Below are 16654 nucleotides of genomic sequence, written 5' to 3'. Positions count from 1 at the left end.
ATCTCTCCTAAGAGAAAGAAAGGAACTTACATCATGGCAAAAATTTTGTATATTACTGCACATCCACTTGATGAGAATCAGTCATATAGTATGGCGGCAGGGAAGGCTTTTATCGATTCTTACAAAGAAGCAAATCCTAATGACGAGATTATCAATGTTGATCTTTATAAGGAGACGATTCCACATATAGATGCAGATGTTTTTAGTGGTTGGGGGAAACTTAGAGCTGGAAAAGAGTTTGGAGAACTAACGACTGATGAACAAGCTAAAGTAGGTCGACTATCAGAGATCTGTGAGCAATTTATTGCGGCAGATAAGTATGTATTCGTAACACCATTATGGAATTTCTCATTCCCACCAGTGATGAAGGCATATCTTGATGCTGTGTCTGTTGCAGGAAAAACATTCAAGTATACTGAAAATGGCCCAGTAGGTCTGTTAACTGATAAAAAAGCTTTGCATATACAGGCTAGAGGAGGAATTTATTCCGAGGGACCAGCAGCAGCTATGGAAATGGGACATCGTTACTTGGATATTGCGATGCAATTCTATGGAGTTCCTTCGTTTGAAGGATTATTTGTAGAAGGTCATGCGGCAATGCCGGATAAAGCAGAAGAAATTAAAGAAAATGCCATTGCCCGTGCTAAGGATCTAGCTCAAACATTTTAAAGGGATGAAAAAGCCAACTATTGTTGGCTTTTTTTGTGAGAAATATAATGAAAAGGCGTAAGGAACTCACTATAACGACAAATTCTTTTGGATTTCCATAATTTAAACATGGCCGGATCGTTTAAGTGTTTGCTCATACATGATTAAGCATGGTATAAGTGTATAAGAAGTAAGAGTTTTTTGGGCTAATTATGATGTTTTATTTATATAGAGGGGATTTGTGTTTGGTTATGAACGATAATTTCTGGCGTGACTTACCACGACCGTTTTTTATACTGGCACCAATGGAGGATGTAACGGATGTTGTGTTTCGCCACGTAGTAAGTAAAGCGGGTAGACCTGATGTGTTTTTTACCGAGTTTGCAAACACGGAGAGTTATTGTCATCCTGAGGGCAATAAAAGCGTGCGTGGACGATTGCTTTTTACAGAAGATGAACAACCAATTGTTGCTCATATTTGGGGGGATAAGCCTGAATATTTTCGACAAATGAGCATGGGTATGGCTGAACTTGGGTACAAAGGAATTGATATTAATATGGGCTGCCCAGTACCTAACGTAGCATCGAAGGGGAAGGGAAGCGGTCTTATCCTTCGCCCGGAAGTTGCTGCTGATATCGTACAGGCAGCAAAGGCAGGTGGATTGCCTGTCAGTGTGAAAACAAGACTTGGTTACACAGAGATAGATGAGTGGCGGGACTGGCTCACCCATATACTGAAACAAGATATTGCCAATCTTTCCATTCACTTGCGTACAAGGAAGGAAATGAGCCAAGTCGATGCTCATTGGGAACTGATTCCTGAGATTAAGAAGCTTCGCGACGAGATTGCTCCCGAGACACTTTTGACAATTAATGGGGATATTGCTGACCGTCAAGTTGGATTGAAGCTCGCTGAACAATATGGGGTTGATGGCATTATGATTGGACGGGGTATTTTTAAAAATCCATTTGCCTTTGAAGCAGAGTCAAAAGAGCATACAAGTGAGGAATACCTTGATCTTTTAAGACTTCATTTGGACCTTCATGACAAATACTCTAAAGAATTAGAGCCTCGCCCATTTACAGCTCTCCATCGCTTTTTTAAGATTTATGTCAAAAGTTTTCGTGGTGCTGGTGAATTAAGAAATAAATTGATGAGCACAAAGTCAACAGATGAAGTGCGTCAAATGCTTGATAACGCTGGAGTTAGAACAGACTCAGAAAAATAGAATTGTTGAATTGGCTGGGGTGGAGACGGTTTTGAACCGGAATCATTCCAGTTTTTGTTTAATTGATTTGAAAATATTACAAACAGATAATAGGGAGACGGATGAATAGCATAATTTCAAACCTTTAAAGATTTTTCAGGAAATATATGTGATAATTTGTAGTTCTCTTTCAATAATCCGCGTAATGCTCCTGCTCCGAAGGTCATCTGGTATTTCTCCAGAAGATGTTCGGTTTTTTTATTTGAAAAATCGATAAGGAAGTAGCGGGTACCGATAGATAATTCCTAACAAAATATTCGATTAGGGTTAAATGACTTGTCACTCTAAATCTTCATTTGGTGTTTATTACCACCCACAATGGAAACAATACCATTAATTAGAAAACACCTATGAAGGAGAGAAGAGCATGGATGCATCAAATCAATATCGAATGGAAAATGATCCGTTAGGGAACATCATGGTTCCTTCTTCAGCCTATTATGGTTCTCAAACGCAAAGGGCAGTCGAGAATTTTCAAATTAGTGGGTTGCGATTGCCAAGGGCATTTATAAAAGCGCAAGGAATCATTAAGGCCTCAGCGGCCACTGTTAATGTGGAGTTAGGAAAGCTTGCTCCTGAAATGGGGAATGCCATTATTCAAGCTTCCGAAGAAGTATTGGAAGGTCGTTGGGATCATCATTTTGTGGTGGACGTTTATCAGGCTGGTGCGGGAACTTCGCAGAATATGAATGCCAATGAGGTTATTGCCAGACGTGCTACTGAAATCATGGGAGACAATCAAAAAATTCACCCAAATGACCATGTCAATATGTCGCAATCGACGAACGATACATTCCCCTCCGCTTTGAATATGGCTGCAACAGAAATGATCATACGAGAACTGCTACCAGCACTTGAAAATTTGGAGCAGTCATTCGAAAAGAAAGCTGAACAGTTTATGCCCATCTTGAAATCTGGTCGTACTCATTTGCATGATGCTGTTCCGATGCGGTTGGGACAAGAGTTTTCTGGATATGCTGAAACAATCGCTGCTGTAAAAAGGCATTTACAAGAGAATCTCGATTCATTGTATCAACTTGGTTTAGGGGGAAACGCCATTGGAACTTCGATCAATTTAGAAGCTGAATACACACCAAAAGTCATTCAAGAGATATGCAAACGAACAAACTTGCCTTTTCGTGAACCTCAGAATATCTTTGCGTTTATGCAAAATATGAGCGAACCTATTCGTTGCATGATGACACTAAAAGAATTAGCTGTTCACCTTATTAAAATTACGAGTGATCTGAGACTACTAAGCTCTGGTCCACGAACAGGGCTAGCAGAAATTACCCTTCCATCTGTTCAACCTGGATCGACGATTATGCCAGGAAAAGTAAACCCTGCTGTTTTAGAAATGACCCATATGGTTTGTTGCCAAGTGATCGGCTATGAAACGGCGGTATCGACTGCTGGTACTGCAGGCCAATTAGAAATCAATGTGATGATGCCGATGATTGCCCATACTTTTTTACATTCACTTGAATTAATGACGAATGCAATCCAAACGCTTGAATCAAAGTGTATCAACGGGATTCAAGCAAATGAAGAACAATGCAAAAAATGGATGGAAGAGAGCTTAGCACTAGTGACGGGATTAAGTTCAAAAGTTGGCTATGACATGGCTTCAGAAATTGGCATGCAAGCAGATGAACAAAATAAAAAGTTAAAGGAAATTCTCGAAGAAAAAGGGTTGCTTACAGAAGATGTTTTGAACGCCATTGATCCGAACGGGATGGTTTGAATGAAATAGAGGTGACTATTTAGAGTCGTAGAAACTAATGCATCTAAGTTTTTAGGTGACGTCTCTTCAGTCTAAAGTAAAACTGGTAAGTGAACTGAATGTGCCCATTCTCACACTTACCAGCATTATGAATGATCAAGTTAAGGCGCTAAGTTGAGGAAAGTGTCAATTTCGTAACTGCATAAGTTTGTAGAACATTATTTTTTTTGGCGGGAAATGAAATTTTGAAGAGCCGTGCGTAATTCATTAAATGTATTACATTCATTACTAATAAAAATATCCCACACTATTCTTGAATTTTTTAATCCAATCTTTGGCATGTAAATGGTCCATAATTCCATTTGTTGAGGTTGGGTAAGACCGATTCGTTCTTTTAGTAGAAATTTAAGGTCATTGTAAGATGTTACAGTGGTTATGCCCTCTTTCTCTCTTATTTTCTGTTGTTTAGAGGCTGCTTCTAAAATTCTTTTTCTTCGTTCCTGGTCCTTCTGAAATTTTTCTTGTATTAATTTTTGGCGTTTATCTTCCTCTTGTTGCTCCAATTCTTTTTCTCTTCTTTGTTGCTCATGGAACGCAAATCGTAGCTGTTCATATTTTTGAGTGAATTTTTCTTGGTATTGAATCTCTAATTCTTTGTTGCTTAAAATAAATTCATTTTTAATTTGAACAGCCTCAGAAAATGGAATTTCATAACCTTGACCTAGAAGGAAGGAACGATATGGTTTTACAAGGCGGTCTTTTAAAAAACGCTGAACTTTAACGACAATTCTGTCATTGTTAGAATAGATATAATATAAACTTTTAACATCAACAGATATATTCTTCGTTGATACAGGATAATTAAAATATTTGAAAAACATTTCGTCCGCTATTAAAGGGGTAAGTAAAGAATCCCATTCTCTATCTTGCTTTGTTTTTGAAGCAATTGTTAATTCTGCATCCCATAATATGAGTGAATTTTTCTCAATTTCGATTGCTTGCTCCTTCTTTTCAATAAACCAAATAGGTTCCATGCCATGGTCTAAAAAGTATTGTTGCCGTTTTTGGATGGAACTTGAAAGTTTATAATCAACCAATGAATTTACATTGGTAATAACTGAAAGTGCATATTCCTGATCAGCAATTTTTACCCAAATATCTGGATATTCTTTCAGCCAATGTTTAGCTCTGTAGCCATAGTCAACTTTAATCGTTGGATTTCTTTTTGCCTGCATGGTGATTTCATCATATAGAATTGCTTGAATTGTATGATGAAGCTTAGTTTCCCTTTCAATTTGTCTCCTGTACTTTTTCTCAGCCTGATCGACTTTCCTGGATTCTTCACAAGCTTCTGAATGCTGATGTGAAAAATACATTCCCTTTGTATCGCCGTATTTGACTATTAATTTTGCCCTACAGTAGGGACATTGGAAAAGGTTCTTCTCTGCTAATTTCTTTAAATTATTCACTTCTTCTTTGGATGCAGAATCTGGGAGCCTATATAAATCATTATCGATTACGTGGAGCGCTTCTCTCAAAAAATCACCTCAAAGTTTTCCTTTTTTTTAGAATCATCTATTACGAGAATGAAGTCAATATTAATTTTGTGAATATTTAGTGAATTATAACATTTTAATCTGAATTAGTTTATTCGCAAGGCCTTGTACACCTTTTTTTAGTAGAAAAATTCATTAAAGGAGATTATACTTTTCTTGGGAAAAATGATATGTACTTATCTATGACTTAGAAATATCGCCACTAGGAGTCTATTATAGTAGTAATAGAGGAGAATGAAGTAGAATGAAACAAATCCATTTTATGAAGTGGAAATTAGAAGTCGATATTGATAAAACAAAGGAAATTTATGGCGGAGAGATGGAGTTATGCCATTGTTTGTATTGCCAAAATTATATGGATGCATGCAAACATATTGATCGTGAATTATTAGGGCTATTTGATATGCTGGGAATTGATCCTGCGAAGCCAAGCCATTTATCTGAGTTCGGTGAAGTCGAAAAAGGACAGCGGCTTTATATAGGCTCTTATCATCTTGTTGCTAGATTAATGGAGGGAGAGTATTGTACAGACTCTGACTGGAATAAACTGAACACAGCTGAAATGAGGAATTTTACATTTGCTTTTGAAAAGGAATTGATGTTTGTACCGAATGGTTTCCCAGAACCAGTTGTGCAATTAGGGTTTGAGGCAAGGATTCCATGGGTATTAAGGGAAATTCCAACGGATTAATATATTTAAGAACGGAGACGAAAAATATGAACGTAAGAGATTATATAAATAGTCATTTCCCTGGTCTTGTTCTGAAGCCAAGCCTCTATCATCAATGGGAACAAAGCATTCATTTCGAACTAGGCAAGGAGCTTTATCAGTTTAAAAGTGGAACAGACGAGCTTAATGCTGAATACTTTGATCAAGTATATCAACAAATTTTATCTCTCTTTCATGAGATTTTTTTACCTAATGATACGATTTTTTTGGTTACGAATATTTATCAAAATAATCATTATGTAAGAAAAAGCAGAAGAAAAATGAAAGTATATCATCATTATATAAAAGCTAATCATGTAAGGGCGCAGTTAAAACAGGAAGATCTTCCTTATATGTTTGACGATGAAGAAGACGTGGAGGACAATTGTACTTCCCAATTTTCATTACGTTGTCGTAAACAAGATATTCGTTTTCACTTATTGTTGAAGGCAATAACGCATCAAGATTTTCCACCATTAAAGCCAAGAATACACAATCCTTACGGTTTATATGAGCCTGATGTCTTTTTTGTTAATGTCACGAGAAACATTATTTTTTACATATATGATGATCGGGGATGTGAAGTCATCGCAAAGGATCTGGAAACGCTACGTTCGCTCTATGAAAAATATGGAGATTGGATTGATGAGTACGACCGTGAGGAGATTGTGCAGCGGTTTAAATAATTTTTTGTTTTTAATAAAGTTATGGAAAAGAAGCAGGTTGTTAATATTAACTGCTTCTTTATTTATTTTTATATAAAAAACTAATATTAAAAATTTAGTTTAATTTATGAAAATTTATTTCACTTCATGATAAAAAAAATTAAAAGGATTGTAAGTAGGCTGTTTTTTTATTCAAATATAATGGTACTTTCTTTATCATCAGGTAATCCCTTTGGATCCCGCTTGCTTTTTAATGCATCTTTAACAGATAAAAGGCTGTTTAAAGATGACCTTCCCATTTTGGATGCGAGCCCTAAAAAGAGAATATCAACCAAATACATCAAACTCATTCTCGAGGAAAAAGGCTCTCCTAAGAAAACGATCTCTTTGTTTGCTGTTGTTAGTGAAATATCGACTATTTGTGTTATAGGGGAGTTTTTTCTTGTTGTTAACGCTATGGTTGTTCCGCCATTTTGTCTTGTGATAGCAAGAGATTCAATAACATCTCTATTTGCTCCTGTATGGCTAATCCCAATTGCGATGTCTTTTGGATCAGAGATGGCACCAGCAACAGCCTGCATATAGGAATCGTTATACACGTTACATAGGATTCCTAATTTCATTAGGTTGTAAGATAGATCAACCCCAGTCGAGTAATTGGTGCCTTGAGCAAAGATATGAATTGCTCGTGCGTGTTGTAGAAGGTGTACGACTCGTTCCATTGCTCCTTGGTCAAGCATTTCACGAGCCTCTGTTAGAGAATTGATATTGGCTTGCGATACAACATTGACGATCGTATCAAGACTTTCAGAAATGCCTATTTCTTCATCCACATACGTGTTGTTATCGCCTAGTTCATAAGCTAAACTAATTTGAAGATCGCGAAATCCTTTATATCCAAGTCTTTGTGAAAGTCTAACTACAGCTGAGTCGCTTGAGTTAGAAATAGTTGCGAGTTTTTTTATGTTTTCACGAACAATCAGTTCAGGGTTTTCTAATATAACATCAGCCACGTTTTTTAAGGCCCCTGTTAAGGAAGGGTAAAGATTTTCTAGGCAAGTGATGACACCGTTCATTTTAATTCCACTCATACAGTTACTCCTTTCAAGTAATTTTATATCTATAATTTTAACATTGAATATTTAATTATTGAAAGACTTTTTGAAATTTTTCTTCAAATTATCTTGAATAAAAATTTCAAAGTACGTATAATATGAATTATTAAAATTATCAGAAATTTAAAAGGAGAGAATGTGATGATTTATGAACTTAGAGAATATGTTGCGAGTGAAGATAAAGTAGAGGCTTTACATAAAAGGTTTAAGGATTCAACCCTACCAATTTTCGAAAAACATCATATTGTTGTAAAAGGATTTTGGACGGATCATCAAAATCCAGGGAAGTTAGTCTATTTATGTCAATTTAATAGTATAGAAGAACAAAAAGCTGCCTGGCGTTCTTTTGGAAGTGACCCAGAATGGATAAAGATAAAACAAGTAAGTGAAGCAAATGGATCGTTAGTAACCAGTATGACAAGTACCCTTTTAGACCCAGTCGATTATACTCCTCAACCCTAAATCGATTAAAAATAGAAAATATGCGGAGTTGATAAAAAATGAAAGCGGTTGAATTTGAGTACTTTCGTGCAAGCACTTTAGATGATGCGATTAACTTATTAGATTCGTATCAGGAGGATGCAAAAATTCTTAATGGTGGGCAAAGTCTCTTGCCAGTATTAAATATGAGATTGGCTCGTCCGAAGTATGTCATTGACATAAATGAAATAACAGCCCTTGGAAACATAACAATTGAGAATGATGTTTTAAAAATAGGCGCTGTTGTCAGACATAATACAGCTGAAACCTCAGAATTAATTAAAGAGAAAGTCCCTTTACTAGCGCAAGCACTACCACATGTTGGCCACACCCAGATTAGAAATAGAGGGACTTTAGTTGGAAGCATTGTCCATGCTGACCCATCAGCTGAAGTCCCTTTAATTGCACTTTTACTTGATGCGTATCTTGAAGTAACGAGTAAAGAAAGCGAACGAATTATTCCTATAACAGAATTTTATTTTGGTTATATGTTAACGGATTTACAACCGTATGAACTTGTTACCTCTGTTAATTTCCCACTTAGAAAATTACCTAGTGGGGGAAATAGAGGGACTGCATTTGTTGAGGTAGCACGTCGTGAGGGAGATTTTGCGATTGTTGAGGCTGCGTGTCAAATGGATATTAATGCAGAAGGTAAAATAGCAGAGGTTCGACTAGGGATTGGAGGAGTTGGGCCAGCACCTCTCAGACTTGTAGAGGTAGAAGCATTTTTAAATGGTAAGGAGCCATCTAGTGCATTGTTTAAAGAAGCTTCACAGAAGATTACTGAATTTTTAGAGCCTGATGAAGATCCATTTGTTCCACAAGAATATCGAGTTGAAGTAGCAAAGCGCTTTACATACAAGGTGTTGGAGGATGCCTCGGTAGATGCTGCATTAGAAAAGGGGGCAAGGCAAGAATGAGTAATCACCATATTAAAGTTGGTATTAATGGAAAGAAATATGAAAGTGTAGTGAATAGTCGCATGCATCTAGCTGACTATCTGCGAGAAGACTTAAATTTAACGGGTACTCATCTAGGTTGTGAGCATGGTGTTTGTGGAGCTTGTACGATTTTGCTAGATGGAAAGCCTGTTCGCTCTTGTACAATGTTAGCTGTCCAGGCGGATGGTCACAACATTACTACTGTAGAAGGTCTTTCATGTAAGAATGCACAAACCGGTAAGACTGAATTATCAAATGTTCAAAAAGCGTTTTGGGAATGTCATGGTTTACAGTGTGGCTTTTGTACACCAGGGATGCTGTTAACAGCACAATCATTACTAAATGAAAATCCTGATCCTCATGAAAAGGATATTAGGGAATCCCTCTCAGGGAATATATGTCGATGTACAGGATATGTGCAAATTATCGAATCCGTCAAACTAGCAGCGAAATTAAATCGAAACGAACAAAAGAATATGGATCAAGATACATCAACTGAAGAGACGAAAGAATTGGTAAAGAGAGGAGTGTGAATGATGACAACAACACAGCAACAGCAAGAAAGAAAGTTCAAATATATTGGAAAAAAAAATAAACCGGTTGAAGATTACAGATTTGTTCAAGGGTTAGGAACCTATGTTGCAGATATTAAGATTGATGGAATGCACCATATCGCATTGATTCCTAGTCCGTATGCACATGCAAAAATTATATCGATTGATACGAGTGATGCGTTAAAGCTACCTGGTGTGATAGCAGCTGTTACTGGTAAAGAGTTGGCTCAGCATGTGAAACCATTAAAACAATATTTAGATATACCTGGTGTTCATTGGTATCCATTAGCAGTAGATTATGCAAAATATGCTGGGGAATGGGTAGTGGCAATTGTTGCTGAAAGTCGTTATATCGCAGAAGATGCTGCAGAACTAGTTAAGATAAAATATGAACCACTTCCATTTGTGACCGATCCTGAAGAGGCAATGAAAGAAGATGCTCCGGCTGTCCATCCTAATCATCCCAAGAATGTAATGTGGCAAAGAAAATTTGTGTGGGGTGAAGTTGAGCGAGATTTTGCTGAAGCTGATGACAAAATCGAGTTTAGATGCCGTTGGAATCGAAATTCAACTGTCCCGCTTGAAACCTTTGGTGTCGTTACAAAATGGGATGAGGGAAGACAAATATTAGATGTCTGGGCATCTATTCAAATGCCACAATATGCAGAGCAAATAGCAGAAGCTCTTCAAATTCCTTTAAATAATGTTAGGGTCCATTATGATGTTGATGTTGGTGGAAGTTATGGTGTGAAAAGAGGAATCAAGCATACTGTATTAGTAGCCTATATCTCAAGACAATATAGGGTACCTACGAAGCTTATCGAAGACAGATTAGAAAATATGCGTGGAAGTGATATGCATGGACCCGACCGAATTTTTGATGTTCAAGTAGCCTTTGATAATAAGGGGGTAATCAAAAGCCTCAAGATTAGAACAATTGATGATGAAGGGGCTTACCCAGGGCGTTCGCCATTACAAATGGGAAAACCTATCGGTGCTATTGTAGGCGCTTACAAAATAAAAAGTGTTGAGTATGAAGGAGTCGCTGTAACAACAAATAAAACTGGCCAAGTAGCAGTAAGAGGCTTTGGGCAATCACCAACAAACTACGCAATAGAAATGGCTGTCAACAAGGTTGCGAATAAACTTAACCTATCTCCAATTGAAATTAGACAACGTAATTTTATTCAACATCATGAATTTCCTTATAAAATACCGAGTGGGACGACATATGATAGTGGGAATTATCCAGTTGTATTAGAGAAGGCAATGAAACTTGCAAACTATGAACAACTGTTAAAATGGCAAACAGCGGAGCGGAAAAAAGGGAGAATTATTGGAATAGGTGTCGGTACATGTATGGAGCCTGGCGGCGGAAACGCATTATTCGAACCATTACTCAATCCAAAAAACGACAAGACTACATTTCCGGAAGGGTGTCAGGTAAAGGTTGATCAAACTGGTAAAGTGACAGCGAATATTGCCTTTTCTTCTTCTGGTCAAGGGCATCAAACATTAGTCTCAACAATTCTTGCGGAAGAGTTCGATATTGTTCGTGATGAAATTAGAGTTGTCTACAGTGATTCTCTATCTGCTTTACCGTCACAATCTCCAGTAGCGAGTAGAATGGCGATTGTACTTGGTGGAGCAACGTCTGGGGCGGCAAAGAAAATTAAACAAAAAATGATGAAGATTGCCTCCCATAATCTTGAAGAGCCTTTGGAAAATTTATATTGGGAAGGGTCAACAATAAAAACGACAACAGATGAACAGAAAAAGCTAACATGGAATGAAATTGTAAGGATTGCCCACATAACTTATCACAAAATGCCAGAGGATATGGAGCCTGGACTACAAGCTCAATTTGTTTTAGAAGTACCAACAGGAGGAACACTTCCGACCCCAGATGGCAAAGTTCAAATGTACCCTTGTTACTCTTTTTCAGCTCACATACCAGTGATAGAAATTGATCGAGACACTGGAAAAATTAGCTTTTTAAATTACTATATCGCAGATGACTGTGGAACGGTTATTAATCCAGATATCGTTAAAGGAATGGTCGTAGGGGGTGTTGCCCATGGTATTGGAGCTGCACTTTATGAACAATTTTCCTATGATAGTAACGGACAAATGATTTCCCAAACATTCATGGATTATTTATTACCTTCAACTATGGAAGTGCCACATATTGATATTGTTAAACATTGCACACCATCACCTTTGACCTCAATGGGTCAGAAAGGAGTAGGAGAAGGAGGGTACATGAGCGCTCCAGCTGCCATAATGAATGCTGTAAATGATGCTCTATCACCATTTAATGTAGAAATGACTAGTGTGCCAGTAACACCGATGGATGTTCTGAAGAAGATCAATCAAGTTGAGGGGGATTTTTAATGAAAAATATTCAATTCTTAAAAAGGTTCCATATCACTATAACTCTACTACTTTTGAGCGCAATGATTATTTCAGGGTGTTCAAATGATCAAACATCTGGTGAATTACAAGAAATAGAAATCGTCACATTTAGTCCACCGTCATTAGGAGCATTCTTAACACCCATAATAGAAGAAAAAGAACTTGATAAGGAAAATGGGATTGATATTTCATTTGTTGAAAGGCCACCAAATGCTTATAATTCAGAGTTTGCTAGTGGTCAATACAAAGTTGGAGGAAGTGCTGCATTGTTATCCGAAGGTCTAAGAATTGATAGAGGAGTAAAAGTCACTTACCTGTTTAATCTATTTGATTTCTGGGGAACGGTCATCACTGCAGATGAAAATATTCAAACATTAAAGGATTTAGAAGGAAAAGATATTGCGGCAGCTACAAGTACAACCAACTATGCTATGTTTCAATATTTTGCAGAAAAGTCCGATGCAGATGTAAGCACGATGAAAGTGCTAAATGCGGAAACTTCAGCTCTCGTTACATATGCGGAAGCTGACCGAGCCGATGCTGTTCAATTATGGGAACCAGCTCACTCTGTGCTGATGGATAAGAGTCCGGATAAGTTTCATCAGGTTGACTTTGGTTTAGATAAATGGGAGGAGTATACCGGTGCTACAGATATTCCGTATCTTGGAATAGCGGCGCATCAAGATTGGGCGGAAGAAAATAAAGAATTAATTCCAAAATTATACAAGACATTTAAAGATGCTGCAGAATGGACGCAAGCTAATGCTAAAGAAGCTTCGGAGATTATTTCAGCGACGATTCCAAGCGCTACTGCCAATGTAATTCAACATTTAATAGAAAACAACGAATTGTTAGGTATGAATGTAAAACCTGCGGCGGAGTTAAAAGAAGATATAAAAGCGGTATTTGAAGCAGGGTTAGAAATTAACTATCTTGAGAAAATGCCAGATGATTCTGTGATTTATGGTGAAAAAATAGAATAAGGCTCTTTTCGTAAACTTTGTTTATTTCTTTCAAGAAAAATTTATTGCTATTGGAACTAAAATGATATCAATTAATTAAATATCATGTCATTTTTAAATTTTAATTTTATGAAAAGATACCCCGAAATCAATAAAAATGCGTAGACGTTTATGAATCCGGAAACCACAATCTATGAGAAAACAACCTTGAATAAGGATAGAACCTATTTTGAAAAGAAGGTGAATCTATGATTAAAGAATTTAATTATAAAGGACTATTAGTAGGAGCTATACTAATTGTTATTTGGCAGTTGGCTTCGCTAGTTTCACAACCTTATTTATTTCCGCCTATTCAATCAATCTTTGCCAATTTAGTAGAAATTTTTACGAACTGGTCCATAGCTGTTCATGCCTTAACTACGGTTGGAAGAATCTTATTGGGGTTAGTTTTTGCTTTCCTTATCGGGACGCTATTAGGGGTAATGATGGGAATGAATAGGTCACTTAATGATACGGTTAGACCTCTTCTTAGTTTTGTTCAAGGCGTTCCGGCCTTATCTTGGGTTGTCATCGCAGTTATTTGGTTTCAGCAAGTGGAATTACGTATTTTCTTTATTATATTAGTAACAGCATTGCCTAATTTTACTTTCCAAGCTTATGACTCCTATAACAATATTTCAAAGGATTTACGTGAGATGTTATTGGTATTTAGACCGAAGCAAAGTCAGTTATTTAAAATGCTAATTATCCCATCAATTACCCCAGACCTATTTACAGCATGGAAGGTCAATTTAGGTAATACAACTCGTGTTGCGATTGTTGCAGAACTAGTAGGTTCAACAATAGGTGTAGGATATCAATTATCTTCGGCTCAAAGTTTGTTTGATATGTCTATGGCCATTGCTTGGACATTGGTATTAGTTATATTCGTTATCATTTTTCAGATGGTACTTGCAAAAACAGAAAGCACATTACTTTCTTGGCGACCTAAATCAGAAAGGTAAAAGGAGGGAGAGGATGGAATATTCAGTTGTATTTGAAGATGTGACAAAAGAATTTTCACCAGGAAACTACGGAGTTATAGACTTGAATTTTAAAGTTAAATCAGGAGAGATGGTGGCTATTGTAGGTCAAACTGGTTGTGGAAAGTCTACAGCATTTAACCTATTAGTAGGATTAACGCAACCTACAAAGGGAAGAGTCATCGTGGAAGGACTTGATCCATATAAAGCGTTTGATGATTTTAGAGGAAAGTTAGGAATTGTCTTTCAAAATGATCGGTTATTACCTTGGAGAACAGCTATCGAAAATGCGGCAATCGGACTAGAAGTTAATGGTGTTTCAGAGCAAAAGAGGCTAAATATTGCAAGAGAATGGTTGGAAAAGCTTGGCTTATCTGGATGGGAGGACAAATTTCCACATGAATTATCCGGTGGTATGAAACAAAGGGTTTCAATTGCTAGAGCTTTTTCAATGAATCCAAATATTATTCTATGTGACGAATCTTTTAGTGCACTAGATGAGATCACTGCAATGAAATTGAGACAGCAATTTGTTGAATTAGTCAGAGCGAACAATAAAACAGGCATTTTTATTACCCATTCAATAGGTGAAGCAATAGAGATGGCTGATCGTATTCTGATTTTTAGAAAACCTGGCCATGTGGCGGAAGAAATCATTGTCCCAAGTCATCTTGATACAAAGATAATTGAAAAAGTTAAACAGGATATCTTAAAAGAAATGGACATTGCATAAGGAGTGTTAGTATGAAAGCTATTGATATACATGCGCATTTTTTACCTGAACTTTTAGTTAAAAAACTCTCTGAACATCAAAATCGTTTTCCGTATATAAAAGTAGAGGCAGTACCAGAAGGAACAGTTCGCTTTAAGGTCGGAGACGGGAAATGGACGCGTCCAGTACATCCTAATTTAATGAATATCAGCAAAAGAAAGCAAAGTTTAAGAGAAAATGAGATTGATTTACAAATTAATGCAGGGTGGCTAGATATATTTGGCTATAATTTGCCTCCAGAACAAGGGATAGAATGGAGCCGTTTTTTAAATGATACACTGCTTGAAGCAATTGAGAGAGAAGGCGACAATAAATTTTTGGCTTTAGCAACTGTGCCACTACAGGATGGAGAGTTAGCTGCAAGAGAATTGGAAAGATCAATGAAAGATGGTCATCTCGGCGTAATGGTAGGGAGTTGGATTGATAGGGGAGAAGAAAAAGATGCTTTAGACCTTGACCATTCTTCACTAGAGCCTTTTTGGCAAAAAGCTTCTGAGCTAGGAGCTCCTGTTTTTCTGCATCCAGTATTCGCGGGAGAAGATCCGAGAACAAAGCCACTTGGAATGGTAAATACAGTTGCAAGACCAAACGAAACAACAGTTGCTCTTTCAAGGCTATTGTATTCAGGAATTCCCCAAAGATATCCGAGAGTTAAAATAATCGTTTCTCATGGTGGGGGAACATTACCTTATATTTTAGGCCGATTACAGCGCAATTATGATTTCTTATCTGAAAAAGGTGAAGACATTTATAATCCATCCGAGGGCTTTAAATTTTTATATTTTGATAGCGTTGTCTTTGAACCAAAGGCATTAAAGTTTCTGTTAGATATGGTTGAAGAGGAGAAAATTTTACTCGGTTCTGATGATCCATTTCCAATTCGTGATCCTCGCCCAAGAAGAGTCATTGAGGCAGAGGAATTAAAATTAAGTGAGGCAAGAAAGAAAGCGTTACTTTATGGAAATGCCTTGAAACTATTCAATATCGATATAAAAGCCAAAGTGTGAGCGGAGGTACGTATGTTTTTAGAATATAAGAAAGAACGTGACAGTATTTATTATGAGGTTATTGAAGGAAATAACAAGGATACATCATTCGATGCAGTCATTCTTTTACATAGTCTAGGAGTTGACTCTAGATTATGGAAGTATCAAAAAAAGGTGATTGCTGAAATTTCCCCAAAAGTGGTTCTTGTTGATTCAAGAGGGCACGGAAAATCAAGAGTTGATTCTGGGATTGACCGAGAAAAATGGATAGAGGATATTAAGTACCTGTGCGATACTTTGACACTTAAAAAGGTGATTCTGTGTGGTATTTCAATGGGAGGTGTTCAAGCAATAGGCTTTTCCATTAAATATCCAGAATATGTTGAAGGGTTAATTCTTGCTGATACATTTGCGAAAATTCCGGAACAGGTTGAAGAAAAAATAAATCTTACGGCTGGGATTGCTAAGAGAGAAGGAATGGGACGATATGGTTCTATCTATTTAGATAACACGTTATCAGATTCTTCTTATGCAAATAAAATTAGAGAAGAGTTGAATGACGCAATCATAAATATGAGTGTTGATGATTATTATGAGTCAGCTAAGGCGTGTTTTACAGTTGATTATGAAGGTCGATTACAAGAGATACATGTACCTACACTCGTTTTAATTGGGGAAAAGGATATGAAGACCCCTATTGCATTATCTCAAATGATTCAGACACAAATCCCAAATTCAATATTGCTGACAATTCCTGAGGGCATGCATTTATCAAATGTAGATAACCCAACTGACTTTAATCGCATCGTCACTGGATTTATTCAAATGTTATAAA

Annotated in this window: 16 protein-coding genes; 14 read left to right on the top strand and 2 right to left on the bottom strand. The window is 36.9% G+C overall.

Going from position 1 to position 16654, the window contains the following annotated elements; genetic code table 11:
• Window positions 1-33: 33 nt before the first annotated feature.
• From BMSHG_RS14760 to BMSHG_RS14745, 3 genes are all read left to right on the top strand, one after another.
• Entirely contained in the window at window positions 34-669 is a 636-nt protein-coding gene (locus tag BMSHG_RS14760; protein ID WP_019155220.1) for an FMN-dependent NADH-azoreductase, read from the top strand.
• A gap of 230 nt (window positions 670-899) precedes the next feature.
• Window positions 900-1877 carry a tRNA dihydrouridine synthase gene (locus BMSHG_RS14755; RefSeq protein ID WP_034658944.1) on the top strand — a complete coding sequence of 326 codons (978 nt, stop codon included), beginning with the start codon at window positions 900-902 and terminating at the stop codon, window positions 1875-1877.
• Between the two features lie 406 nt (window positions 1878-2283).
• Entirely contained in the window at window positions 2284-3660 is a 1377-nt protein-coding gene (locus tag BMSHG_RS14745) for a class II fumarate hydratase (RefSeq protein ID WP_019155217.1), read from the top strand.
• A gap of 197 nt (window positions 3661-3857) precedes the next feature.
• Here BMSHG_RS14745 and BMSHG_RS14740 read toward each other — a convergent pair whose 3' ends face one another.
• Window positions 3858-5177, bottom strand: coding sequence for a competence protein CoiA family protein (locus tag BMSHG_RS14740; RefSeq protein WP_019155216.1), 1320 nt, complete (start codon window positions 5175-5177; stop codon window positions 3858-3860).
• 262 nt (window positions 5178-5439) lie between these two features.
• Here BMSHG_RS14740 and BMSHG_RS27135 point away from each other — a divergent pair, with 262 nt between their 5' ends.
• Both BMSHG_RS27135 and BMSHG_RS14730 read left to right on the top strand, forming a co-directional pair.
• Window positions 5440-5886: a hypothetical protein gene (locus BMSHG_RS27135; protein WP_019155215.1), complete on the top strand. Its 447-nt coding sequence runs from the start codon at window positions 5440-5442 to the stop codon at window positions 5884-5886.
• Window positions 5887-5912: 26 nt separating this feature from the next.
• Complete coding sequence (locus tag BMSHG_RS14730) at window positions 5913-6590, top strand: DUF3885 domain-containing protein (protein WP_026073475.1); 678 nt, start codon at window positions 5913-5915, stop codon at window positions 6588-6590.
• A gap of 167 nt (window positions 6591-6757) precedes the next feature.
• Here the strand turns inward: BMSHG_RS14730 and BMSHG_RS14725 are convergent, their stop codons facing one another.
• A complete protein-coding gene (locus BMSHG_RS14725) occupies window positions 6758-7660 on the bottom strand; it encodes a MurR/RpiR family transcriptional regulator (protein WP_019155213.1) in 903 nt (300 codons plus the stop codon).
• Window positions 7661-7825: 165 nt separating this feature from the next.
• Here BMSHG_RS14725 and BMSHG_RS14720 point away from each other — a divergent pair, with 165 nt between their 5' ends.
• The 9 genes from BMSHG_RS14720 (at window position 7826) to BMSHG_RS14680 (ending at window position 16653) form a co-directional block, all read left to right on the top strand.
• A complete protein-coding gene (locus BMSHG_RS14720; protein WP_019155212.1) occupies window positions 7826-8146 on the top strand; it encodes an NIPSNAP family protein in 321 nt (106 codons plus the stop codon).
• A 38-nt stretch (window positions 8147-8184) separates the two neighbouring features.
• The gene (locus tag BMSHG_RS14715) at window positions 8185-9087 is read left to right on the top strand and encodes an FAD binding domain-containing protein (RefSeq protein ID WP_019155211.1); all 903 of its coding nucleotides are present in this window, start codon (window positions 8185-8187) and stop codon (window positions 9085-9087) included.
• The gene (locus BMSHG_RS14710) at window positions 9084-9641 is read left to right on the top strand and encodes a (2Fe-2S)-binding protein (RefSeq protein WP_019155210.1); all 558 of its coding nucleotides are present in this window, start codon (window positions 9084-9086) and stop codon (window positions 9639-9641) included. The genes BMSHG_RS14715 and BMSHG_RS14710 overlap by 4 nt, the downstream gene beginning before the upstream one ends.
• The gene (locus BMSHG_RS14705; RefSeq protein ID WP_019155209.1) at window positions 9642-12056 is read left to right on the top strand and encodes a xanthine dehydrogenase family protein molybdopterin-binding subunit; all 2415 of its coding nucleotides are present in this window, start codon (window positions 9642-9644) and stop codon (window positions 12054-12056) included.
• Window positions 12056-13060: an ABC transporter substrate-binding protein gene (locus BMSHG_RS26275; RefSeq protein WP_019155208.1), complete on the top strand. Its 1005-nt coding sequence runs from the start codon at window positions 12056-12058 to the stop codon at window positions 13058-13060. The genes BMSHG_RS14705 and BMSHG_RS26275 overlap by 1 nt, the downstream gene beginning before the upstream one ends.
• Window positions 13061-13287: 227 nt before the next feature.
• Entirely contained in the window at window positions 13288-14043 is a 756-nt protein-coding gene (locus BMSHG_RS26270) for an ABC transporter permease (RefSeq protein WP_019155207.1), read from the top strand.
• A 13-nt stretch (window positions 14044-14056) separates the two neighbouring features.
• Window positions 14057-14794, top strand: a complete 738-nt coding sequence (locus BMSHG_RS26265) for an ABC transporter ATP-binding protein (protein WP_019155206.1) — start codon at window positions 14057-14059, stop codon at window positions 14792-14794.
• Between the two features lie 11 nt (window positions 14795-14805).
• Complete coding sequence (locus BMSHG_RS14685; protein ID WP_019155205.1) at window positions 14806-15840, top strand: amidohydrolase family protein; 1035 nt, start codon at window positions 14806-14808, stop codon at window positions 15838-15840.
• Window positions 15841-15852: 12 nt separating this feature from the next.
• Window positions 15853-16653 (top strand): alpha/beta fold hydrolase, encoded by an 801-nt coding sequence (locus BMSHG_RS14680; protein WP_019155204.1) that lies wholly within the window; start codon window positions 15853-15855, stop codon window positions 16651-16653.
• Window position 16654: the final 1 nt, after the last annotated feature.

The organism is Robertmurraya massiliosenegalensis JC6 (assembly GCF_000311725.1).
Taxonomy (GTDB): domain Bacteria; phylum Bacillota; class Bacilli; order Bacillales; family Cytobacillaceae; genus Robertmurraya; species Robertmurraya massiliosenegalensis.
The sequence above is the reverse complement of the archived record's forward strand: the minus strand, read 5'-3'. Positions and strand labels throughout refer to the sequence as shown.